Source organism: Rhizobium arsenicireducens, from assembly GCF_964021225.1.
The window spans coordinates 2,954,135-2,974,787 of sequence record NZ_CAXHYK020000001.1; the positions used below are offsets into that span (position 1 = coordinate 2,954,135).

A 20,653-nucleotide genomic window follows, 5' to 3' on the forward strand; every position below is an offset into this window, starting at 1 on the left:
CCCGAGACCGGGCGAATGACTGACACTGAAAAGAAACAAACTGTCGGGCGGCTGAAAAGCCGGCCGCAGTTTCTTGCCGTGCGCGCCGGCGAAAAGCGCAAGGGCGGGTTGTTCCTCCTCGAGGTTCTCGACCGCCAGCAGCCCGACACCGAGCCCAGGGTCGGTTTTACCGTTACCAAGAAGCATGGCAACGCCGTCGAGCGCAACCGCATGCGTCGCCGCCTGAAAGAGGCGGTACGACTGAATGCGGCGTTTGCAATGCAGCCCGGACACGACTATGTCATTGTCGCCCGCAGGGACGTGCTTAACGCACCCTTTGCGCGGATTGCCGCGCAATTGGCCGAGCGGATCAAGGCCAGACCAAAACACATACGGTCCCCCGCGACCAATTCCAGGAAAGTATGATGCAAAACAACCGCAATTACTTCATCGCGATTGCCCTGTCTGTGCTGATCGTCCTCGGCTGGCAGTATTTCATCATGGGTCCCCGGATCGAAGCCCAGCGGGTGGCTGAAGAGGCGCGACTTGCGCAGCAGGCCCAGACGACCCAGGCGCAGCCGAATGCCGCCGCTCCGGCCGGCACGATTTCCGGCAACCTTCCCGGCGGCAGCGCCCAGGCGACCGCCGAGACCAATCGCGAGGAAGCGATCGCCAGATCTACCCGCGTGGTGATCGACACCCCGGCACTCACTGGCTCGATCAATCTCTCCGGCGCTCGGTTCGACGACCTGAAGCTCAAGGAATATCGCGAGACCGTCGATCCGACGAGCCCCATCATTACGCTCTTCAACCCGGCTGACACCAAGGACGGCTATTTCACCGAACTCGGTTATATCGCCGGGGAGAACGCCGGTGCTGTTCCCGGTCCGACGACCGTCTGGACGTTGGCAGAAGGCGACAAGCTGACACAGACAACGCCGGTCACGTTTTCCTTCACCAACGAGGCAGGCCTCACCTTCCTTCGCAATATCTCAGTTGACGAGCATTACCTGTTCACGGTCGAGGACACGATCAGGAATGATGGGACGACCGCCGCTTCGGTCGCGCCATACGGCCGCATCACCCGCTACAACAAGCCCACGACCGCCTCCGTCTACGTCCTGCACGAGGGCTTCCTTGGTGTGCTCGGCGCCGAGAATGGACTTACGGAAGAATCCTACGGCGACATCGAGGATCAAGCGCTGGCGGGCGCAAAGGCTACCGGCGGCTGGCTCGGCATCACCGACAAATACTGGGCAGCAGCACTTGTACCCCAGCAGACGCTGGCCTTCGAAAGCCGGTTCTCGCACTTCACAGACGGACAGCCGCGCTATCAGGCCGACTTCAAGAACGACGCGATTAGCGTCGCACCGGGCCAGAACACCACGGTCAAGCAACTCGTTTTCGCCGGTGCCAAGGAGGTTCCGGTGGTCGACAATTACGAGGCTGCCTATTCCATCCCGAAGTTCGACCTGATGATCGACTGGGGCTGGTTCTACTTCATCACCAAGCCGATGTTTAAGATGATGGACTATTTCTATCGTCTAGTCGGCAATTTTGGCGTCGCCATCCTGCTCACCACGATCGTGGTCAAGCTGATCTTCTTCCCGCTCGCCAGCAAGCAGTATGCCTCCATGGCTAACATGAAGCGTATGCAGCCGAAGATGGAGGAGCTGAAGGCCAAACACGGCGACGACAAGATGGCGCTGCAGCAGGCGATGATGCAGCTCTACAAGGACGAGAAGATCAACCCGGTGGCCGGCTGCTGGCCGGTGCTGCTGCAGATCCCGGTCTTCTTCGCGCTCTATAAGGTCATTTACGTCACCATTGAAATGCGCCATGCGCCGTTCTTCGGCTGGATCCAGGACTTGTCCGCACCCGATCCGACCACCTTCGTCAACCTGTTCGGTCTCCTGCCGTTCGAGGGTCCGACTTTCCTGCATCTCGGCGTCTGGCCGATCATCATGGGTGTCACCATGTGGCTGCAGATGCGCATGAATCCGACCCCGCCCGATCCGACACAGGCGATGCTGTTCAACTGGATGCCGCTGATCTTCACATTCATGCTGGGCACCTTCCCGGCCGGTCTGGTCATCTATTGGGCCTGGAACAACACGCTCTCGATTGCACAGCAGTCCATCATCATGAAGCGCCAGGGCGCCAAGATCGAACTGTTCGACAATATCAAGGGCATGTTCCGGCGAAAGCCGACGCAGACGAAGTAAGTCAGAAAGCCCCGGTCTCCGGGGCTTTCGTTTATGCCCACGACCTTGCGAGCTTCGATGGCCGTCTCAAGTTCCTCTCCCGTCCCGCCCGCCCGCCCCTGGCTCGGCATTGCTCTGGTACTCGGCTCAGCCACGGCCTGGAGCTATGGCGGCGCGATCCAGCGGTTCATCGGCATGAGCGATGGCTGGGCCATCGTCTTCTGGCGATGCCTGATCGGCGGCCTTTTCCTCTTGAGCTTCATGCTCATCCGGGACAAGGTTGCTGGAACGATCCGACTGTTCCGGGCGATGGGGTGGCCCGGGCTGATGATCGCGGTCGGCTTTGCCGCCGTATCGACCTGTTTCGTGCTGGCCGTGAGCATGACTGCGGTTGCCAATGTCGTGCTGTTCATGGCGGCCATCCCGCTGTTTGCCGCGCTGCTTGCCCGCATCGTGCTCGGCGAACCGATTACGGCAGTGACCTGGGGCGCCATCGGCGCCGTGATCGTCGGCGTGGCGATCATGGTGTCGACCTCGATCGGCGAAGGCGGTTCGCTGGTCGGCCTCGGGCTCGCGGCCTCGATCCCGGTAATCTTCGCCTGCATGACCGTGCTGACGCGACGGCATCCGGAGATCCGCATGACACCGGCCGCCAGCACCGGCTGTTTCATCGCCTCGGCGATCGCGGCCACCCAGACCACGAGCTTTGCCGTGAGCCCGCCCGATCTGGCGCTACTGTTCGCCTTTGGGGCTCTCAACCTCGGGCTCGGCATGGCGATGTATGTGACCGGCGCGCGCATGATCCCCTCCGCGCTTGCAGCACTTCTCGGTACGGCGGAGATGATCCTTGCCCCGGTGTGGATGGTTCTCCTGCATCACGAAGTGCCGTCGGGCCGGACGATGATCGGCGGGGGCATCGTGCTTGTGGCGCTGTTCACCTATCTTATCGGCCATATGCGCCGCGAACTGGGGCCGCGCGTGCCCACCGCGTCTTGACTTTGCCGGTCAAAACCCGGATTTCACAGGACATGCGAAAGGCGACCCCATGACAGACAACAACCAGAAGACCGATCAGCCTCTGTTCGGCCGCCCGTGGATCTTCATCCGCGGCGTCCCGTCGATGCAATTCCTTCCCCCCGAAGGACCGCTCGAAGTGGCCTTTGCCGGCCGCTCGAATGTCGGCAAGTCGTCGTTGATCAATGCGCTGGTAGGTCACAAAGGACTGGCTCGCACGTCGAACACGCCGGGCCGCACTCAGGAACTTAACTATTTCGTTCCTGACGGCTATTCGGGCGAAGCGGGCGACCTACCGCCTATGGCGCTGGTCGACATGCCCGGCTACGGCTATGCGCAGGCGCCGAAGGAAAACGTCGACGCCTGGACCAAGCTGGTATTCGACTACCTGCGCGGCCGCGCGACATTGAAGCGCGTCTACGTGCTGATCGACAGCCGCCACGGCATCAAGAAGAACGACGACGAAGTGCTCGACCTGCTCGACAAGGCGGCGGTGTCCTACCAGATCGTGCTGACCAAGACCGACAAGATCAAGGAAGCCGGCGTGCCTCGCCTGATCGCGGAAACGCTCGAGAAGATCAAGAAGCGCCCGGCTGCCTATCCCTTCATTGTCGCCACCTCCTCCGAAAAAGGAAATGGCCTCGACGATTTGCGCGCGGCAATCCTCGAGGCCATCGGCCAGGCAACCTGACGCAGTACACCCGACCTAGACATCGCCCCGCCAGAGGCGAGGCAGCAGCGTGGCTCAGGCCTTCGGCAGCAGAACCTTGTCGATCACATGGATCACGCCGTTCGACTGTTTGACGTCGGCGATGGTCACGGTGGCAACGCCGCCGGTCTCGTCGGTGAGCGTGATCTTGTCGCCGTCCATCTTGGCCTGGAGCACGCAGCCGCCGACCGTCTCGACCGCATGTGTGCCACCGCCATCAGCGATCAGCTTGGCGACGGCAGACGACATGGCTTCGGCCGCCACGACGTGGCAGGTCAGAACCTTGGTCAACTGGTCCTTGTTCTCGGGCTTCAGTAGCGTGTCGACCGTGCCGGCCGGAAGCGCGTCGAAGGCAGCGTTCACGGGAGCGAAGACAGTGAACGGGCCTGCACCCGAAAGCGTCTCGACCAGGCCGGCAGCCGTGACGGCGGCAACCAGCGTCGTGTGATCCTTCGAATTGACGGCATTTTCGACGATGTTCTTGTCTTCCGCCATGGCGGCGCCACCGACCATCGGGTTTTCGGCATGGGCGGCGACGGTACCGGCGGCGAGTGCGACGGCAAGGGTGAGCGGGCGAAGGGTGGTCTTGAACATTTCGGTTTCCTCTGTCCTGGTGTTCTAGATCCGTCCTCGGCGGCAGGATTGCCATCCGGGCGGTTGTTTCGATCCCGTTGTCGGGGAACACTACAAAGGACGAGGGCTGGGCAGAGAGAGTTTCAGTTGCCCCCAAAAAATCGGAAATTATTCTCTATATATCTGATATCTTTACTTTTTCTATTGAAACAACGTGCGGAGAGGCACGCCGTCACAGATGCGCCGGCCCAAGCGCGATCACTGGACCGGTCGCCTGGCCGGTCGGGGAGCCGCCGAAGGGCTCGAGGCTGACGGCGAGAATAACGCCTTCGGCGAAGCGACTACGCAACGTGTCGGGGACGATGATCTCCCCTTCCCCGGTCTGCGGCAGGACGCCCAGAGAACGTGGCGTCGACTCACCCTCGATCAGCCAAAGTTCGAGCGATCTCTGCTGCTGCTCGCCGGTTGCTACCGGCGTCACCTGAAGTCTGCCGGATCCGCTGTCATAGCGGGCGACGAGACTGATGACGCTGTCCTTGCCGGCGAGTTCGGCCACCAGCGGCTGCCCTGCGGGCAAGCTATCCCAGAGCCCCGCTTCAGCTCCCGCGAGGACGGCGGCGACGGCGACGCCGGAAAAGGCGAGGCCACGCCAGAGGGCGAGCGAGTTCCACAGGCCACCCAACGCTGCCCAAGACGGATTCCGCCGTGGCTGGCCATAGATCTTGCCCTCGATCCTGGCGAAGAGCGCTTCGGGCGGCAGTTCGACGCCGTAGTCCTCGTTGAACTGCGAGAGATTGTCCTCCCAACGGCGGACGATGGTGGCGAAGGACCGGTCGTGGCGCAGCCGTTCCTCGACCTGCATGCGATCCTCGACGCCGAGGACGCCGAGCACATATTCTCCGGCGATCACTTCGTCGCGGGAGCGGTCACCCTTGCTCTGGTCTGGCGTCGTCATCCATGCACTCTCTCAATTTCAACAGGCTGCGACGCAGCCATGTGCGCATCGTGTTCAGCGGCACCGCGAACCGATCGGCCAGCTCCTGATAAGACAATCCCTCCACATAGGCATGCCTCACGGCGCGCGCACGGTCAGGATCCAACTCTTGCAGACAGCTGTCAATCCGCTTTCCTTCCGAGCGCAGCAACGCGCTTTGTTCCGGGTCTGCCGCGCTGTCGGCGAGGTCGATAACAGTCTCCAGCTCTTCCGCCGGCGGGCGTCTCACCCGCAGGCGGTCAATGCAATGATAGCGCGCGATCGCAGCGAGCCATCCCATGGATCCATTGCCGGACGAAGCAAAGCTCTCGGCCCGCTGCCAGATCTTCACGAATATATCCTGCAAAGCTTCCTCCGCATCGGCCCTGTCTCGCAATATACGAAGGCAGATGGCAAAGAGTTTCGGTGATATGCGAGCGTAGAGCAAAGAAAATGCGGAGCGGTCCTTGAGGGCCACCCGGCTCAGCAATACGGCGATTTCGTCGTTAGGCATCGGCTTTCAGGCCCTCTCCTCCAGACAGCCCTCCCCGCGGGCGCAATTTTATCGTGTCCTATCAGCGACTACGCCGTCCGTTCATCGCCGGATCATCGGCGACGCTTATCTTTCCCCGGATTATTCCATCGCAGACGATCTTGCGTTACAAGGCCGCGAACCAATCACGAGGGCATCCGATGACGGCATCCGAAAGCGAAACCCAGGCGCGGCTCCTTGCTCAGGCCCTGCCCTTCATGCAGCGCTACGAGAACAAGACCATCGTTGTGAAATATGGCGGCCACGCCATGGGCAATGCCGAACTCGGCAAGGCCTTTGCCGCCGATATCGCGCTTCTGAAGCAGTCGGGCGTCAACCCGATCGTGGTCCACGGCGGCGGCCCGCAGATCGGCGCGATGTTGACGCGGATGGGCATCGAATCGAAGTTCGAGGGGGGGCTGCGCGTCACCGACCAGAAGACCGTCGAGATTGTCGAAATGGTGCTGGCCGGTTCGATCAACAAGGAAATCGTCGCCCTCATCAACCAGACGGGCGAATGGGCGATCGGCCTTTGCGGCAAGGACGGCAACATGGTCTTCGCCGAAAAGGCCAAGAAGACCATCATCGATCCGGATTCCAATATCGAACGCGTTCTCGACCTCGGCTTCGTTGGCGAAGTGGTGGAAGTCGACCGCACGCTCCTCGACCTGCTCGCCAAGTCCGAAATGATCCCGGTCATCGCGCCGGTCGCGCCTGGCCGCGACGGCCACACCTACAACATCAATGCCGACACCTTTGCCGGCGCCATCGCCGGGGCGCTGCGGGCGACCCGCCTGCTGTTCCTCACCGACGTTCCGGGCGTGCTGAACAAGAACGGCGAGCTGATCAAGGAACTCTCGGTCGCGCAGGCCCGCGCGCTGATCAAGGACGGCACGATCTCCGGCGGCATGATCCCCAAGGTCGAGACCTGCATCGACGCGATCAGCGCCGGCGTTCAGGGCGTGGTCATCCTCAACGGCAAGACGGCGCATTCGGTGCTCTTGGAAATCTTCACCGAGCACGGTGCCGGCACGCTGATCGTTCCCTGATCGAGGCTTTGCCGGTCTGGTCCCAAGCGGTCAGAGGGCAAACAGCCCCACCGGCCGCATCTCGCCTTCGTGGCGCAGGAGAAATTTTTTGCGCCACAGCCCGCCGCCATAACCGGTGAGCGAACCGTCGGAACCGATGCAGCGGTGGCACGGGATGACGATGGCGATCGGATTGGCGCCATTGGCCTTGCCGACCGCGCGCACGGTTTCCATTCCACCGACATTCCTGGCGATATCGCCATAGGAACAGGTTTCGCCGAGCGGCACCTTCAACAGCTCCGCCCAGACCTTCTGCTCGAATTCGCTGCCGGCCGGCGAGAGCGGCAGGGTGAAGTCGAAGAGTTCACCGGCGAAATAGGCCTTGAGTTCCCGGCGCATCGCCGTGGTGATCGCGTTGCTTGCGGCGATGACATCGCGGCCGAGTCGACGGCGCTGCCGCTCGAGCCTGTCGGCCGGCGAACCGTCATCCTCGAAGCCCAGAACCCGCAGATGCGTATTGTCGGCGACGGCAACCAGGTCACCGACCGGCGTGTCGAACCATTCGCAAAACAGCGCTTCCGTCATCTGGATCAAGCCTCCCGCCTGTCGAGAAAGCAATGATAGAGAGCCGATCCGGCTCCCGCAATCGGTGCGGACAGTCCGAAATCGGGCCAGCGCTCAGACGACGAGCAGCAACAGGACCCCGGCGACGATCAGAACGCAGCCGGCGACCTCCAGCCGGTTGATCTTCTCCTTGAAGAAGAAGACCGAGGAGGCGAAGGTGAAGAGCATCTCGACCTGGGCCAGCGCCTTGACGACGGCCACCTGCTGCAGGGTCATCGCCGTGAACCAGCCGAAGGAGGCGGTCGCGCCGACGAAGCCGACGAGAATGCCGATCTTCCAGGCGGCCCCGACACGGCGAAGCTCGGCGCGATCGCGCCACAGCATCCAGAAGAGCATGGCGAAGGTCTGCACGAGAATGACCACGACCAGCGTGTAGCTTGCCTGCATGACACTGTCGGGTGCGGGCAGGCTCGGCTGCAAGGCGAGCGACGCGGAACGGTAGGCAATGCCTGAGATGCCGAAGAACAGACCGGACAGCAGGCCGATCAACGCGGTGCGGCTGACGACCGAGGTAAAAAGTGCCGGCAAGGTCAGCGTCGTGCGCGCCACCGAGATCAGCATGACGCCGAGCACCGAGACGAGGATGGCCATCAGGGTCGGGACGGTGATCGTCTCGCCGAACAGCACCAGCGCGATCATGGCGGCCTGGGCCGGCTCGGTGCGCGAATAGGCGGTGCCGACGGCGAAATTGCGGAACGAGAAGAGATGGACCAGCAGGAAGGTCGCCGAGATCTGGGCAAAGGCGCCGATCACCGCCCATAAGGCGAAGGCGCCATTCGGCACCGGCAGTGGCCGGCCAAGGCCATAGTGCAGCACAGCCAAATAGACGAGCGCAAAGGGCACCCCGTAGCCGAAGCGCACGAAGGTCGCGCCCGTCGTGCCCATTCGGCCTTTCAGGTGCTTTTGCAGGACGGAGCGCAGGTTCTGTAAGAATGCGCTGGCGAAGGTGATGAGAATCCAGGCGGGCATGGGAGGCTGTTATCACCCGGCGGCGGGGAGCGAAAGCCGGCTGGGTTGGGGAAAGCGACGGATTGCTCAGAACCGTCCGGGCGAAAAGACTGTCGGGGCGAGCCCGGCTCGGGTAAAGCCCGCCGGAACCTCGCTTCCGATCAACAGGCTGGCGGCGAGCGCGCCGAGCGCCGGCGAACTGAGGATGCCGTAGCCGCCCTGCCCGGCCAGCCAGAAGAAGCGGGGATTGTCACTGGCCGGCCCGACCACCGGCAGGCGGTCGGGCGCGAAGCTGCGCATGCCGGCCCAGGTCCTGGCGATCCGCCTGACCTCCATGGTGGTTGCGGTTTCCAGATGATGCGCCGCCCAGGCGACGTCGATCTCTTCTGGCTGCACGTCGCCCGGCTCGCAAGGGGTCTCGTCGGCCGGCGAGACAAGCAGGCGGCCGGCATCGGGCTTGATGTAGAATTCGTCGTCCAGTTCGTTGATCTCCGGCATGGTCCGGGTGTCGACGCCGTCCGGCAGGTCAACGAGGATCGCGGTTCGCCGATGCGGCACGATGCCGATCGGCGCGACGCCGAAAAGTCCCGCCGTCGGGTCGGCCCATCCGCCGGTGGCGTTCACCACGAGCCGCGCGGAAATGGTCTCGCCTTCGGTGTCGATCAGCCAGTGGCGCCCATCGTCGCGTGCAGCCATCACACCGGCCTTCTGGCGGATATCGACGCCGGCGCGGCGGGCGCCCTTCACATAGCCCTGCAGCAGGCTTTCCACCTCGATGTCCCAGAATTCCGGATCGTGATAGGCTCCGGCGAGATAGGACGGGTCGAGAATCGGCGCCATGGCGACGGCCTCGTCGATCGACAGACGCGTGAGCTTGTCGCTCTTTGCCTGTTCGACGGTGAAATGGGCCTCGAACCGCTCCAGTTTTTCCGCATTGGCGATCATCAGCCCGCCGCGGGGCACGAGCAGGGGCACGCCGGTGAAGCCCTCGGGCGGATGGTCGAAGAAGTCGCGGCTGATGGCGGCGAGCGTGCAGACTTCGGGGCTGTTATAGCGCAGCACGAATTCCGCCGCCGAGCGGCCGGTCGAATGGTAGCCGAGGTTCTCTTCGCGCTCGATCACCACGACCGAACGGCTGGCGCCGAGGAAATAGGCGAGCGAGAGGCCGGCGATGCCGCCGCCGAGGATGGCGATGTCATAGGTCTGCATGCATGGTTTTCCCGAATGAAGGTCGCATGCTAGCCGGGGAGGATACCCACATTCAAATTTATAGTTACAAAAGCAAGCATCAACCAAATTGATGTTCGGTTTCATCCTCGAACAACTCAAGGCCCTCCATCACAGCCACAAGAGCCTGTTCGGCCGGATTGAGCATGGCGTTGGGATTGCTGATCAGGAAGACCTCGCTGACCGGCAGGTTGCCGTAGGGCGGCAACTGCCAGAGCCGGCCTGCCTCGACCCAGGGCCGCACCAGATGATTGGGCAGCATGCCTATGCCGATGTTGGCGGCGACCATGCGGATCACCTCCTCGACATGGCTGGATACCGCGCGCACCTCCTGCCCGAAGGAGCCGACGGCGCGCACGGCCGTCACCGCATTCATGTGCTGGCCACCGAGCACGTCGGCGGTGAAGGCCACATAGGGATCGCCGCGCAGGTCGTTGAGCGAAGCGCCCTCCACGCCGAACAGCCGGTGGCCGGCACCGCAGTAAAGCGCGTAGCGCTCCAGCTTGTAGGGGACCTTGGCCAGGTGATCGGGAATGATGCCGTCACAGATGCCGATGCTGGCAATGCCGCGCTCGACCGAACTGATGACGTCCGCCGTGGTCTCGATCGTCACGTTCATGGTGACCTTCGGATGGGCGATGAAGAAGCGCGCGGTCCGCTCGTCCCAGCCGGGGTGATGGACGTGGGAGACGGCATGGACCGAGACATGGCCGGAGATATCGGCGCCGGCGCCTTCGAGCGTGTCCGGCAGGCGAACGACGGCGGCGAAGATGTCGCGCGCCTGGCGATACAACCGCTCGCCGGCCTCCGTCATTTCGAAGCGCCCCGGACGGCGATCGATCAGGCGATGGCCGGTCGTCTCCTCTAGCCGTTTCAAGGCCATGGAGACAGCCGGTTGCTGCAACAGCAGACGACTGGCGGCGGCGGTGATCGATCCTTCCTCGACCACGACAGCGAAGGTTCGTAGCAGATTCCAGTCGAGATTGTGGGCGAAGCGTTCGAGCCGTTTGTTGGCCATTAGGTCGTCCCGCTGAAAGGCGCTTCACAATAAATCACGTTGATATCGACTATTGCAACTATCTATTTCGCTGATGCTCAAGCGCTGCATAGACTGGCCGGCAAGGCGTCGCGAAAGGCGTCACCACAAGGGGAACGATCATGAAGAAAACCATTCTGGCTCTGGCCTTTACGGCCCTGACAGCGCTTTCCGCCCAGGCTGCCGACAAGCTGATCATCGGCACCGAAGGCGCCTATCCGCCCTTCAACTTCGTCGCCTCGGACGGCAAGGTCGGCGGCTTCGACGTCGAGATCGGCATGGCGCTGTGCGCCGAGATGAAGGTCGAATGCGAGGTTGTAACCCAGGACTGGGACGGCATCATCCCGGCGCTGCAGGCAAAGAAGTTCGACTTCATGATCGCCTCAATGTTCATCACGCCGGAACGGGCCGAGAAGGTCGCCTTCACCAAGTCCTACTACAAGGCGCCGATGACCCATATCGCCCAGAAGGGCGCCAACATCACGGACTTCTCCAACGAGGGCCTGAAGGGCAAGGTGATCGGCGCGCAGTCCGGCACGACCCAGGCGGAATATGCCACCGCCACCTATCCGGACCTGGACATCAAGCTCTATCCGACCCAGGACGAGGTCAACATGGACATGATCAACGGCCGCATCGACGTACAGATCGGCGACATGCTGCCGATGATGGACTGGCTCTCCAAGGGCGACGGCGCCAAGTGCTGCGAGCTGGTCGGCGCGCCGATCGCCGATCCCAAATTCATCGGCGAAGGCGCCGGCATTGCGGTGCGCAAGGAAGACACCGACCTGCTGGCCAAGCTGAATGCCGCGATCGACGCGATCCGCGCCAACGGCAAATATGCGGAGATCAACAAGAAGTACTTCCCGATCGACATCTTCGAAATGAAGTGATCAAAGCCGATCGCGCGATTGGTAACCGATCCCCTCGCCGGCTGGCGCCGCGAGGGGATTTTCATATTCGGGAATTCGGGCAGGAGCGGTCCGCCCGGCTTCAGCGATCGCGGCACTCCGTCTTGCCAAATCCGGCGGCCGTGTCATAACGCCAGCATGACCGACAAAGCTCTTCTTCCGCACCGAGACGACTTCGCCCATGTCCATGATTGGGTGTTCGACCTCGACAACACGCTCTATCCGCATCACATCAATCTGTTCGCGCAGATCGACCGCAACATGACGGCCTATGTAGCGCAACTGTTGCAGATGGAGCCGGCCGAGGCGAAGGTGTTGCAGAAGAAATACTACCACGACCATGGCACCACGCTTGCCGGCCTGATGCAGCATCACGGCGTCGATCCGAACGACTTCCTCGAGAAGGCTCATGCGATCGATTATTCGGCGCTCCTGCCCGACGAGAGCCTCGGCGCAGCCATCAAGACCTTGCCGGGCCGCAAGTTCATCTTTACCAACGGCACGGTCGCCCATGCGGAAGCTGCCGCCCGGGCGCTTGGCATTCTCGACCATTTCAACGACATCTTCGACATTGTCGCCGCCGGCTACCAGCCGAAGCCGGCCGGCACCACCTATGACAAGTTCACCAGCCTGAACCGCATCGACACACGGCATGCGGCCATGTTCGAGGACCTGCCGCGCAATCTGGCGGTGCCGAAGACGCTCGGCATGAAGACGGTGCTGCTCGTGCCGCGCAATCTCGGCGACGTGGTGCTGGAAAGCTGGGAACTGGCGGATAATTCCGATCCGGCAAACATCGATTTCGTCACAGACGATCTCGCAGCCTTCCTCGGCCGTCTGGTAGACGCCTCGGCTTGACATTTTTCAAACATTACAAAAGCTTCACCCAGCTTACCGATGTTTAAGTAGGTTCTTGCATTCGGCCGCCCTAGTTTCCTCCCATCACCAGATGATGAAAGGAACTTTTCCATGACTGGCAAGACACTCACCCTCGCAGCCATCGTCGGCAGCCTCCTGATTGGCACCTCGGCTTCGGCCGTTCTCGCCCAGCAGGGCATGGGCCGCGGCCCGGGTGGCGAAGGCAGGTTCGTCCACATGTTGCAGGAATTCGACACCAACAAGGACGGCAAGATTTCCAAGGAAGAGGCTGAAGCCGCCAGGGACAAGATGTTCACCACCATCGACGCAGACAACGATGGCGTGCTGACGCCGGGCGAATTCCGCAAGCACCGCGAAGCCATGCGCGCCGCGCGCCAGGCGGAAATGCAGGCCAATGCACCGGCGCAGAACGGCCAGGGCCAGGGCCAGGGCCAGGGCAATGGTCCCGCCGCGGGTGAGGGTCAAGGCCAAGGTCCCCAGGACGGCACCGGCCCGATGAACGCTGAGCCGCCGCGTGACGGAACGGGCAACCAATTCGGTTGGGGCAGGCATGGTCAGCGCGACGACAATGACGGCCCCCGTCAGGGCAAGGGCCGCGGCTGGGGCGATAGCGACGGCCAGCGGTACGGCATGCACCATGGCGGTGGCCACGGCATGCGCGGTGGCGATCGCGGTCCCGGCATGGAACGCGGCGGACCAATGGGCGATCGGATGGGCGCAATGGGTCCGCGCGGCATGATGCGCATGGCCGACGCCGACGAGAACGGGCAGATCAGCAAGGAAGAAGCAGCAGCCCTCACCGACAAGATGTTCACGCAGATGGACACCGACAAGGACGGCTTCATCACGGCCGACGACCTGCCGAAGCGCGGTATGTGGGGCCGTTAAGGTTCCAAGATTAGCCAGATCTACAGGGCCCGCAGCATATGCTGCGGGCCTTTCGCATTCAGTGCTCGTAGTGGTCGGCGATGATTTTCCAAGCTTGATCTGCAGTCTCGACGAAATGCAGCAATTGCAGGTCATCCGGCGCGATTGTGCCGAAATCCGCCAGCGCCTCGAAGTCGACGATACGCCGCCAGAATTCCTCGCCAAACAGGATCAGTGGGATCGGCGCCATGCGCTTGGTCTGGATCAGCGTTACCGACTCGAAGAACTCGTCCAGCGTCCCAAAGCCGCCCGGGAAGATGGCGATTGCCTTGGCGCGCATGAGGAAATGCATCTTGCGAATGGCGAAATAGTGGAAGTTGAAGCTTAACTCCGGTGTCACATAGGGATTCGGCGCCTGTTCGTGCGGCAGAACGATGTTGAGCCCGATGGTCGGTGCTCCGACCTCCGCGGCACCGCGATTGCCGGCCTCCATCACCCCCGGGCCGCCACCCGTCGTCACGACATATTCCCGATGATCGTGGATGGCCGCGTACTCGCCGCACAGGCGGGCAAATTTGCGGGCTTCCTCGTAGTAGACCGATGCCGCCATGAGATTGGCGCGCTGGGTTTCGTTGCGCGCCGCCCAGGCATCCTTGCCGGGCTCGGGGATGCGTGCGCCGCCGAACATGACCACCGTCGACTTGATGCCGCGCTCGGCGAGAATCATCTCGACCTTCAGCAGTTCGAGCTGCAGCCGCACCGGGCGGAGTTCCTCGCGCATCATGAAATCGTCATCGACATAGGCAAGCCGGTAGGACGGCGATTCGGACTGCGGCGTGCGCGGCACTTCGGCTGCGCGCCTGTGGTCGGTCCTGCTGTCCTTCAGCGGATCCCAGACACCGTCCTTGCGCCTCTCTTGTCCATTGGTGGGCTTTGCCATCTGTCATGCCTTTCTTTGCCGCGATCGGAGACGGCGAATGCGCCGGCGGATGTTTTCAACCCCGGGCGAATGCGCTAGAGCAGTGACCAGTTCCCGATTGCGAATGCGGATATCGTCCGGGTCAACGATAGACAACGAAGTTTAAGGAATTCAGATGAACGCCACGGATCTCAGCGCCCTCGAACACGTCATCGAAGCGGCTTTCGAAAACCGCGACACGGTCACGACCATGACGCGTGGCGACATCCGTGATGCCGTCGAAACAGCCCTAAACCTTCTCGACAGCGGCAAGGCACGCGTTGCGACCCGCGGCGAGGACGGCAACTGGACCGTTCACCAGTGGCTGAAAAAGGCCGTTCTCCTGTCCTTCCGCCTCAATTCGATGGAAGTAGTCAGCGGCGGTCCGGGCGGCGCGACCTGGTGGGACAAGGTCCCCTCCAAGTTCGAGGGTTGGAGCACCAATGAGTTCGAGCGCGCCGGTTTTCGCGCGGTACCGAACGCCGTGGTGCGCCGCTCGGCCTATATCGCACCGAACGCCATCCTGATGCCGTCCTTCGTCAATCTCGGCGCCTATGTCGGCGAGGGCACCATGGTCGACACATGGGCAACCGTCGGCTCCTGCGCCCAGATCGGCGCCCATGTGCATCTGTCCGGAGGCGTCGGCATCGGCGGCGTTCTGGAGCCGATGCAGGCCGGCCCGACGATTATCGAGGACAATTGCTTCATCGGCGCCCGTTCCGAAGTCGTCGAAGGCTGCATCATCCGCGAGGGCTCGGTGCTCGGCATGGGCGTCTTCATCGGCAAGTCGACCAAGATCGTCGATCGCGCCACCGGTGAGATCAGCTATGGCGAAGTGCCGCCCTATTCCGTCGTTGTCGCCGGCTCGCTGGCCTCCGACAAGATAATGGCGAACGGTCAGACGGCGCCCAATCTCTACTGCGCCGTGATTGTCAAGCGCGTCGACGCGCGGACCCGCTCGAAGACCGGGATCAACGAACTTCTGCGGGACTGATCAGGATGCAGTCTCCCGCCCGGCGGCCGACCGTCAGCTGGCTGTTGTTCAGCCCCTCCGGCCGCGCCGGGCGGCAGGTGTTCATTCTCGGCTGGCTGTTCTGGGTGATGATCAACAGCTACACCATCGCCTCCCTCGCCCTCCACCAGGAGGACGCGGAACTGTTCCGGTTCTTTAGCTTCCTGTTCTTCACCGGTCTTGCAGCTTCTCTTGTCTCCACCATCATGCTCAGCATCAAACGCCTGCACGACATGGGCTTTCCGGGCATCCTGGTCTTCGTGCTTTTCGTTCCGGCCGTATCCTTCATCATGCTCTTCGTGCTCTGCCTCTGGCCATCGCGCCCTGGCACCAATCCTTACGGCCCGGCGCCCGACTGGCCGCAAACCTGAGCCCGCAGAATGGTGACAGCTGCCGGCCGATCGGCTAAACCTATCCCATCCTTCCAGACGGTCGCGGCAGCAGCGCTTCCGGACCTCCCAAAGCGCCCGAGATCATGACCGCCACCAATCCCGTCGAAGTCCTCCAGGCTCTCATCCGCTGCCCCTCCGTCACGCCCGCGGAGGGCGGGGCACTCACCGTACTACAGGACCTACTGGAACCGCTCGGCTTCAAGGTCGAACGCACGACCGCGCGCGAGCCCGGTACGCCTGACATCGAGAACCTCTATGCCCGGCTCGGCGACCAGGGTCCGCATCTGATGTTTGCCGGCCATACCGATGTCGTCCCGGTGGGCAGCGAGGCCGACTGGAGCCACCCGCCGTTTGCCGCCGAGATCGCCGATGGCATGCTCTACGGTCGCGGGGCCGTCGACATGAAGGGCGGCATTGCGTGCTTCATCACGGCACTGGCAAGACTGATTGAGGAAAAGGGTCCCCCGAAGGGTTCGGTGTCGCTGCTCATCACCGGCGACGAGGAAGGCCCGGCGGTCAACGGGACGGTCAAGCTGCTCGAATGGGCCAAGGAGAAAGGCGAGCACTGGGACGCCTGCCTGGTCGGCGAGCCGACCAATCCGGACCAGCTCGGCGACATGATCAAGATCGGCCGGCGCGGCTCGATCTCGGCAACGGTGACGGTGCGCGGGGTGCAGGGGCATGCAGCCTATCCGCAGCTTGCCGACAATCCGGTGCGCGGCGCGGTGCGCCTTGCCGACGCGCTGATGCATCCGCATTTCGACCACGGCACCGACAATTTCCAGCCGTCCAATCTAGAAGTCACCTCTATCGACGTCGGCAATAATGCAACCAATGTCATTCCGGCCGCCGCGAGCTTCAAGTTCAATATCCGCTTCAACGACCTGTGGACGCCTGAGAGTGTGCAGGCAGAGATCCTGCGCCGGCTGGACGAAGCAGCCACCGACAGCCATCTCCGTCCCGGTCGCGATCCGGTCGCCTATGACATCGTCTGGTCGGAGCGGCCGAGCCAAGTCTTCCTGACCCGTGACGATGCGCTGATCGGCTCCCTGTCGCGCGCGATCGAGACGGTGACGGGCGCCACGCCGCAACTGTCGACCACCGGCGGCACGTCGGACGCCCGCTTCATCAAGGACTATTGCCCGGTTGTGGAATTCGGCCTGGTCGGCCAGACCATGCACATGGTCGACGAGCGGGTCGCGGTTCAGGATCTGGAAACGCTGAGCCGGATCTACAAGACCTTCATCGACCAGTGGTTCGCGAATGCCAACGCTTAAGGAAGTAGAGTTCTATCTCACCGGCCTTTGGCTGCTGTTCACGCAAGACCCCAAGGGTGTGAACTATCTTGATTTTTCCGACCGCGGCGCGTTGCGCTCCTTCTGGGCGGCCGTCTTCGTCCTCCCGACTACGCTCCTGACCTTCGTCTGGTGGCGGAGCATCTATCTGCAGGCCCAGCCGGAAGGCGCAGAGGTCGGTTCGTTGTTTTTCTTCCGGCTCGGTCTCGTCGAAATTGCCAACTGGATCGTTCCCCTGGTGCTCGTCGGCCTGCTTTGCTGGATGGTGGGGATTGGTGAGAAATTTCTTTCGATCGTCGTCATCTCCAATTGGCTGACGTTGCCCGCCTCCTATGCCTACGGCTTCCTGCTCCTGATGATGCTGCTGGTTCCCGGCCTCACTGGTCTCGCCGTCATCCTGTCCTACGGACTCGCCGTCGCACTTGTCATGGCGCTTTTCCGTATCTTGCGAATGGTATTCGGCGACCACGTGCTCACCATCGCGACGGTCACGATGGTCTTGCTCGTGCCGGCAATGATCCTATCGGGTGTGCTGGAACGCTATCTCGGTATCTATCCGGGCTGAGCGGTTCAGATCGAGCGCTGGTTGACCCGCTTCGACAGTTCCGCCGCCGTCTCGACCCGCTCGGAATAGCGCTCGACCAGATAGTCCGAGCGCTCGCGCAGCAGAAGGGTGAACTTGACCAGTTCCTCCATCACGTCGACGACGCGCTCGTAGTAGGACGACGGTTTCATCCGGCCCGCTTCATCAAACTCACTGAAAGCCTTCGGCACGGAGGACTGGTTGGGGATGGTGAACATCCGCATCCAGCGGCCGAGCACGCGCATCTGGTTGAGCGAATTGAAGCTCTGCGAGCCGCCGCAAACCTGCATGAGCGCCAGTGTGCGGCCCTGCGTTGGGCGGACAGCCCCGATCGACAGAGGCAGCCAGTCGATCTGCGTCTTCATCGCGCCCGACATGGCGCCATGCCGCTCGGGCGAGCACCAGACCTGGCCCTCCGACCAGAGAGACAGGTCGCGCAGTTCCTGCACCTTGGGGTGCGACGCCTCGACCTCGTCGGCGAGCGGCAAGCCGTGGGGATCGTAGATGCGGACCTCCGCGCCATAGCGGCGCAGGATGCGGGCCGCTTCTTCCGTCAGAAGCCGCGAATAGGAGCGCTCCCGTAGCGAGCCGTAGAGCATCAGGATGCGCGGCGGATGTGTCTTGCGCTCCGGCTGGAACAGGCGAGCCTCGTCAACCGGCCGGAACTGGCTGTCGTCGATATTCGGGGTATCGGTATCCGCGACGCTCATTCGGCCGCACCGCTCGTCTTGACGACCTCACCGTCTTCCTTGGTGTAGCTGTCGACAGGGTTCTCCAGAATCTCCAGAACAGCCTCCGACGGCCGGCAAAGGCGCGTGCCCTTATCCGTCTCGACGATCGGGCGGTTGATCAGGATCGGATGCGCCATCATCGCATCGACCAGTTGCTCGTCGGTCAGTGTGTTGTCGTCCAGGCCAAGCTCCTCGTAAGGCGTGCCCTTCTTGCGCAGCAGTTCGCGCGTCGGAATCCCCATCTTACCGATCAGCTCGACCAGCCGCTCACGGCTCGGCGGGGTCTTCAGATATTCGATCACCAGCGGCTCCTCGCCCGACAGGCGGATCATCTCAAGCGTGTTGCGGGAGGTTCCGCAGGCGGGATTGTGATAGATGGTGACGGCCATGGGGCTCTCCATATTTCGAGATTTCTTGAAATATGGATATGTCATTTCGGATGGCCTGACAAGCACGCAGCGAAATGTCGCTGCCGACTTTCTCAATGTTGCTCGTCGCGCGGATAATCCACCTTGAGGAAGAACAGCCCCTCCGGTGGGGCGACCGGCCCGCAGGCCGCGCGGTCGCGCGCCTCGAGCGCGGCCCGCACGTCATCCGCCGTCATCCTGCCTTCGCCAGCCAGCTTGAGCGTGCCGGCAAAGGAGCGGATCTGATTGTGCAGGAAACTCTGCGCCGTGGCGCGAATCTCGATCAGGTCGCCGTCCCGCGTCACGTCGAGCCGGTCGAGCGTCCGCATCGGGCTATTGGCCTGACAACGGACGGAACGGAAAGTGGTGAAGTCGTGGTGGCCGATGAGCCGCTGGGCGGCCGCGTGCATGGCTTCGTGGTCGAGCGGCTTCGATACCCACCAGGCGCGCTCGGCCTCGAGCGCGAGGCGTGCTGGCCGTGTGATGATGCGATAGAGATAGTGTCGGCGGATCGCGGAAAAGCGCGCGTCGAAACTGTCATCGACGCAACAGACGTCAAGCACAGCCACCCGTTCGCCGGCCTGCGCCAGATAGGCGTTCAGCGCATTGCGCAGCGTGTAGGGGACCCAATCGCGTGTCAGGTCGACGTGGACCACCTGCCCCATGGCATGCACGCCGGAATCGGTGCGGCCGGCGCCGCGCATCAACACGGTTTCGCCGGTCAGCGACAGGGCGGCCTTCTCCAGCGCCGCCTGCACTGAGTGGCCGTTGTCCTGGCGCTGCCAGCCGACATAAGGCGTGCCGTCATATTCAACGGTCATTTTGAAGCGCGGCATTAATTCAGGACCGTTCCGGGCGAGACGGGCGTACCGCGCAGGAAATCGGCCGCATCCAGCGGCTTGCCGCCGGCCTTCTGAAGTCGCGTCAGCCGCACGGCCCCGCGACCGCAGGCAATGGTCAGCGACGGATCGAGGACCGCGCCGGGGACGCCTACGCCATCGGCCAGGGCAGAGCGTAGAACCTTGACCCGCTCCGGCTTGCCGTTCACCTCGAGCTCGAACCAGGCGCCGGGAAAGGGCGACAGGCCGCGGATATGATTGTGCACCTGCGCGGCGTCGCGGGAAAAATCGATGCGCGTCTCACCCTTGTCGATCTTGGCCGCGTAGATCACGCCCTCCTCGGCCTGCGGCACGGTCTGCAATGTACCTGCTTCGAGCCCGGCCATGGCCTCGACCATGGCTTCGGCGCCGACGGCGCTCAGGCGATCGTGCAGTTCCCCGGCGGTCATGTCCGGCCCGATCGCCACCTTGCGGGTCAAGGCGACGGGGCCGGTGTCGAGGCCCTTGTCCATCTTCATCACCATCATGCCAGTCTCCGCATCGCCGGCCATGATGGCGCGCTGAATCGGGGCGGCACCCCGCCAGCGCGGAAGGAGCGAGGCGTGCCCGTTGTAGGCGCCGAGCCGTGTGCCGGTCAGGATCGCTTCAGGCAGGAGTAGACCATAGGCGACGACGACGGCGACATCGGCGTCGAGGGCACGGAAACGCGTGCGGTCTTCCTGTTCACGAAAGTTCACGGGATGAAGGACCGGCAGGGCGAGCCGCTCGGCGGTGAGATGAACCGGGGACTTCTGCAGATCGAGACCGCGGCGCCCGCCCGGACGGGGTGGCTGGGTATAGACGGCGACGATGTCGTGACCGGCGGCGGCGAGCGCTTCCAGCGTGACCACGGAAAACTCGGGCGTGCCCATGAAGATGATGCGAAGTGCCAT

At 62.9% G+C, this 20,653-nt stretch carries 24 protein-coding genes; 12 read left to right on the forward strand and 12 right to left on the reverse strand.

Annotation, left to right across the window (positions count from 1 at the left end):
• The first annotated feature begins 15 nt into the window (after positions 1-15).
• Genes rnpA through yihA form a run of 4 tightly spaced genes read left to right on the forward strand, consistent with a single transcriptional unit; the run spans position 16 to position 3,888 of the window.
• Positions 16-405, forward strand: coding sequence for a ribonuclease P protein component (gene rnpA, locus ACWPVA_RS14635; protein ID WP_454288374.1), 390 nt, complete (start codon positions 16-18; stop codon positions 403-405).
• Positions 402-2,204, forward strand: coding sequence for a membrane protein insertase YidC (gene yidC / locus ACWPVA_RS14640; protein WP_454288375.1), 1,803 nt, complete (start codon positions 402-404; stop codon positions 2,202-2,204). Before rnpA ends, yidC begins: the two co-directional genes overlap by 4 nt.
• 33 nt (positions 2,205-2,237) lie before the next feature.
• On the forward strand, positions 2,238-3,179 hold the full coding sequence (locus tag ACWPVA_RS14645; RefSeq protein ID WP_454288376.1) for a DMT family transporter: 942 nt from the start codon (positions 2,238-2,240) through the stop codon (positions 3,177-3,179).
• A 49-nt stretch (positions 3,180-3,228) separates the two neighbouring features.
• Complete coding sequence (yihA, locus tag ACWPVA_RS14650; protein ID WP_454288377.1) at positions 3,229-3,888, forward strand: ribosome biogenesis GTP-binding protein YihA/YsxC; 660 nt, start codon at positions 3,229-3,231, stop codon at positions 3,886-3,888.
• A 54-nt stretch (positions 3,889-3,942) separates the two neighbouring features.
• Here yihA and ACWPVA_RS14655 read toward each other — a convergent pair whose 3' ends face one another.
• From ACWPVA_RS14655 to ACWPVA_RS14665, 3 genes are all read right to left on the reverse strand, one after another.
• Positions 3,943-4,500, reverse strand: coding sequence for a fasciclin domain-containing protein (locus ACWPVA_RS14655; protein WP_454288378.1), 558 nt, complete (start codon positions 4,498-4,500; stop codon positions 3,943-3,945).
• Positions 4,501-4,711: 211 nt separating this feature from the next.
• A complete protein-coding gene (locus ACWPVA_RS14660) occupies positions 4,712-5,434 on the reverse strand; it encodes an anti-sigma factor (RefSeq protein WP_454288379.1) in 723 nt (240 codons plus the stop codon).
• The gene (locus tag ACWPVA_RS14665; protein ID WP_454288380.1) at positions 5,406-5,966 is read right to left on the reverse strand and encodes a sigma-70 family RNA polymerase sigma factor; all 561 of its coding nucleotides are present in this window, start codon (positions 5,964-5,966) and stop codon (positions 5,406-5,408) included. Before ACWPVA_RS14665 ends, ACWPVA_RS14660 begins: the two co-directional genes overlap by 29 nt.
• A 179-nt stretch (positions 5,967-6,145) precedes the next feature.
• Here ACWPVA_RS14665 and argB point away from each other — a divergent pair, with 179 nt between their 5' ends.
• Positions 6,146-7,033 carry an acetylglutamate kinase gene (gene argB, locus ACWPVA_RS14670; protein ID WP_454288381.1) on the forward strand — a complete coding sequence of 296 codons (888 nt, stop codon included), beginning with the start codon at positions 6,146-6,148 and terminating at the stop codon, positions 7,031-7,033.
• Between the two features lie 30 nt (positions 7,034-7,063).
• On the opposite strand, the gene ACWPVA_RS14675 is transcribed toward argB, so the two are convergent.
• The 4 genes from ACWPVA_RS14675 to ACWPVA_RS14690 all read right to left on the reverse strand — a co-directional run bounded on the left by ACWPVA_RS14675 (position 7,064) and on the right by ACWPVA_RS14690 (position 10,829).
• Positions 7,064-7,597, reverse strand: coding sequence for a methylated-DNA--[protein]-cysteine S-methyltransferase (locus ACWPVA_RS14675; RefSeq protein ID WP_454289603.1), 534 nt, complete (start codon positions 7,595-7,597; stop codon positions 7,064-7,066).
• A 93-nt stretch (positions 7,598-7,690) separates the two neighbouring features.
• Positions 7,691-8,605: an EamA family transporter gene (locus tag ACWPVA_RS14680; protein ID WP_454288382.1), complete on the reverse strand. Its 915-nt coding sequence runs from the start codon at positions 8,603-8,605 to the stop codon at positions 7,691-7,693.
• 66 nt (positions 8,606-8,671) lie between these two features.
• Positions 8,672-9,793 (reverse strand): NAD(P)/FAD-dependent oxidoreductase, encoded by a 1,122-nt coding sequence (locus ACWPVA_RS14685; protein WP_454288383.1) that lies wholly within the window; start codon positions 9,791-9,793, stop codon positions 8,672-8,674.
• 79 nt (positions 9,794-9,872) lie between these two features.
• Positions 9,873-10,829: a LysR family transcriptional regulator gene (locus ACWPVA_RS14690; protein WP_454288384.1), complete on the reverse strand. Its 957-nt coding sequence runs from the start codon at positions 10,827-10,829 to the stop codon at positions 9,873-9,875.
• A 140-nt stretch (positions 10,830-10,969) separates the two neighbouring features.
• On the opposite strand from ACWPVA_RS14690, the gene ACWPVA_RS14695 reads away from it, so the two are divergent.
• The 3 genes from ACWPVA_RS14695 to ACWPVA_RS14705 all read left to right on the forward strand — a co-directional run bounded on the left by ACWPVA_RS14695 (position 10,970) and on the right by ACWPVA_RS14705 (position 13,525).
• Positions 10,970-11,740, forward strand: a complete 771-nt coding sequence (locus ACWPVA_RS14695; RefSeq protein ID WP_454288385.1) for an ABC transporter substrate-binding protein — start codon at positions 10,970-10,972, stop codon at positions 11,738-11,740.
• A gap of 156 nt (positions 11,741-11,896) precedes the next feature.
• The gene (locus ACWPVA_RS14700) at positions 11,897-12,616 is read left to right on the forward strand and encodes a pyrimidine 5'-nucleotidase (RefSeq protein ID WP_454288386.1); all 720 of its coding nucleotides are present in this window, start codon (positions 11,897-11,899) and stop codon (positions 12,614-12,616) included.
• A gap of 111 nt (positions 12,617-12,727) precedes the next feature.
• Positions 12,728-13,525: an EF-hand domain-containing protein gene (locus ACWPVA_RS14705; protein WP_454288387.1), complete on the forward strand. Its 798-nt coding sequence runs from the start codon at positions 12,728-12,730 to the stop codon at positions 13,523-13,525.
• Between the two features lie 58 nt (positions 13,526-13,583).
• Here the strand turns inward: ACWPVA_RS14705 and ACWPVA_RS14710 are convergent, their stop codons facing one another.
• Entirely contained in the window at positions 13,584-14,444 is an 861-nt protein-coding gene (locus ACWPVA_RS14710; protein ID WP_454288388.1) for an LOG family protein, read from the reverse strand.
• Between the two features lie 154 nt (positions 14,445-14,598).
• On the opposite strand from ACWPVA_RS14710, the gene dapD reads away from it, so the two are divergent.
• From dapD to ACWPVA_RS14730, 4 genes are all read left to right on the forward strand, one after another.
• Positions 14,599-15,456 carry a 2,3,4,5-tetrahydropyridine-2,6-dicarboxylate N-succinyltransferase gene (dapD, locus tag ACWPVA_RS14715; protein ID WP_454288389.1) on the forward strand — a complete coding sequence of 286 codons (858 nt, stop codon included), beginning with the start codon at positions 14,599-14,601 and terminating at the stop codon, positions 15,454-15,456.
• 5 nt (positions 15,457-15,461) lie between these two features.
• Positions 15,462-15,845, forward strand: coding sequence for a DUF805 domain-containing protein (locus ACWPVA_RS14720; RefSeq protein WP_454288390.1), 384 nt, complete (start codon positions 15,462-15,464; stop codon positions 15,843-15,845).
• A 104-nt stretch (positions 15,846-15,949) separates the two neighbouring features.
• On the forward strand, positions 15,950-17,143 hold the full coding sequence (gene dapE / locus ACWPVA_RS14725; RefSeq protein ID WP_454288391.1) for a succinyl-diaminopimelate desuccinylase: 1,194 nt from the start codon (positions 15,950-15,952) through the stop codon (positions 17,141-17,143).
• Positions 17,130-17,726, forward strand: a complete 597-nt coding sequence (locus ACWPVA_RS14730; RefSeq protein ID WP_454288392.1) for a hypothetical protein — start codon at positions 17,130-17,132, stop codon at positions 17,724-17,726. Before dapE ends, ACWPVA_RS14730 begins: the two co-directional genes overlap by 14 nt.
• Before the next feature lie 5 nt (positions 17,727-17,731).
• Here ACWPVA_RS14730 and arsH read toward each other — a convergent pair whose 3' ends face one another.
• The 4 genes from arsH to fmt all read right to left on the reverse strand — a co-directional run bounded on the left by arsH (position 17,732) and on the right by fmt (position 20,653).
• Positions 17,732-18,454, reverse strand: a complete 723-nt coding sequence (gene arsH, locus ACWPVA_RS14735) for an arsenical resistance protein ArsH (protein WP_454288393.1) — start codon at positions 18,452-18,454, stop codon at positions 17,732-17,734.
• Entirely contained in the window at positions 18,451-18,864 is a 414-nt protein-coding gene (gene arsC / locus ACWPVA_RS14740) for an arsenate reductase (glutaredoxin) (RefSeq protein ID WP_454288394.1), read from the reverse strand. The genes arsH and arsC overlap by 4 nt, the downstream gene beginning before the upstream one ends.
• Positions 18,865-18,956: 92 nt before the next feature.
• The gene (gene truA, locus ACWPVA_RS14745; protein ID WP_454288395.1) at positions 18,957-19,718 is read right to left on the reverse strand and encodes a tRNA pseudouridine(38-40) synthase TruA; all 762 of its coding nucleotides are present in this window, start codon (positions 19,716-19,718) and stop codon (positions 18,957-18,959) included.
• Entirely contained in the window at positions 19,718-20,653 is a 936-nt protein-coding gene (fmt, locus tag ACWPVA_RS14750; protein WP_454288396.1) for a methionyl-tRNA formyltransferase, read from the reverse strand. The genes truA and fmt overlap by 1 nt, the downstream gene beginning before the upstream one ends.

What these genes read in the sequence shown, in the direction of transcription:
- rnpA (WP_454288374.1), top strand. Translation starts at nt 16, where the DNA reads ATGACTGACACTGAAAAGAAACAAACTGTCGGGCGGCTGAAAAGCCGG.
- yidC (WP_454288375.1), top strand. Translation starts at nt 402, where the DNA reads ATGATGCAAAACAACCGCAATTACTTCATCGCGATTGCCCTGTCTGTG.
- ACWPVA_RS14645 (WP_454288376.1), top strand. Translation starts at nt 2,238, where the DNA reads ATGCCCACGACCTTGCGAGCTTCGATGGCCGTCTCAAGTTCCTCTCCC.
- yihA (WP_454288377.1), top strand. Translation starts at nt 3,229, where the DNA reads ATGACAGACAACAACCAGAAGACCGATCAGCCTCTGTTCGGCCGCCCG.
- ACWPVA_RS14655 (WP_454288378.1), bottom strand. Translation starts at nt 4,500, where the DNA reads ATGTTCAAGACCACCCTTCGCCCGCTCACCCTTGCCGTCGCACTCGCC.
- ACWPVA_RS14660 (WP_454288379.1), bottom strand. Translation starts at nt 5,434, where the DNA reads ATGACGACGCCAGACCAGAGCAAGGGTGACCGCTCCCGCGACGAAGTG.
- ACWPVA_RS14665 (WP_454288380.1), bottom strand. Translation starts at nt 5,966, where the DNA reads ATGCCTAACGACGAAATCGCCGTATTGCTGAGCCGGGTGGCCCTCAAG.
- argB (WP_454288381.1), top strand. Translation starts at nt 6,146, where the DNA reads ATGACGGCATCCGAAAGCGAAACCCAGGCGCGGCTCCTTGCTCAGGCC.
- ACWPVA_RS14675 (WP_454289603.1), bottom strand. Translation starts at nt 7,597, where the DNA reads ATGACGGAAGCGCTGTTTTGCGAATGGTTCGACACGCCGGTCGGTGAC.
- ACWPVA_RS14680 (WP_454288382.1), bottom strand. Translation starts at nt 8,605, where the DNA reads ATGCCCGCCTGGATTCTCATCACCTTCGCCAGCGCATTCTTACAGAAC.
- ACWPVA_RS14685 (WP_454288383.1), bottom strand. Translation starts at nt 9,793, where the DNA reads ATGCAGACCTATGACATCGCCATCCTCGGCGGCGGCATCGCCGGCCTC.
- ACWPVA_RS14690 (WP_454288384.1), bottom strand. Translation starts at nt 10,829, where the DNA reads ATGGCCAACAAACGGCTCGAACGCTTCGCCCACAATCTCGACTGGAAT.
- ACWPVA_RS14695 (WP_454288385.1), top strand. Translation starts at nt 10,970, where the DNA reads ATGAAGAAAACCATTCTGGCTCTGGCCTTTACGGCCCTGACAGCGCTT.
- ACWPVA_RS14700 (WP_454288386.1), top strand. Translation starts at nt 11,897, where the DNA reads ATGACCGACAAAGCTCTTCTTCCGCACCGAGACGACTTCGCCCATGTC.
- ACWPVA_RS14705 (WP_454288387.1), top strand. Translation starts at nt 12,728, where the DNA reads ATGACTGGCAAGACACTCACCCTCGCAGCCATCGTCGGCAGCCTCCTG.
- ACWPVA_RS14710 (WP_454288388.1), bottom strand. Translation starts at nt 14,444, where the DNA reads ATGGCAAAGCCCACCAATGGACAAGAGAGGCGCAAGGACGGTGTCTGG.
- dapD (WP_454288389.1), top strand. Translation starts at nt 14,599, where the DNA reads ATGAACGCCACGGATCTCAGCGCCCTCGAACACGTCATCGAAGCGGCT.
- ACWPVA_RS14720 (WP_454288390.1), top strand. Translation starts at nt 15,462, where the DNA reads ATGCAGTCTCCCGCCCGGCGGCCGACCGTCAGCTGGCTGTTGTTCAGC.
- dapE (WP_454288391.1), top strand. Translation starts at nt 15,950, where the DNA reads ATGACCGCCACCAATCCCGTCGAAGTCCTCCAGGCTCTCATCCGCTGC.
- ACWPVA_RS14730 (WP_454288392.1), top strand. Translation starts at nt 17,130, where the DNA reads ATGCCAACGCTTAAGGAAGTAGAGTTCTATCTCACCGGCCTTTGGCTG.
- arsH (WP_454288393.1), bottom strand. Translation starts at nt 18,454, where the DNA reads ATGAGCGTCGCGGATACCGATACCCCGAATATCGACGACAGCCAGTTC.
- arsC (WP_454288394.1), bottom strand. Translation starts at nt 18,864, where the DNA reads ATGGCCGTCACCATCTATCACAATCCCGCCTGCGGAACCTCCCGCAAC.
- truA (WP_454288395.1), bottom strand. Translation starts at nt 19,718, where the DNA reads ATGCCGCGCTTCAAAATGACCGTTGAATATGACGGCACGCCTTATGTC.
- fmt (WP_454288396.1), bottom strand. Translation starts at nt 20,653, where the DNA reads ATGGCACTTCGCATCATCTTCATGGGCACGCCCGAGTTTTCCGTGGTC.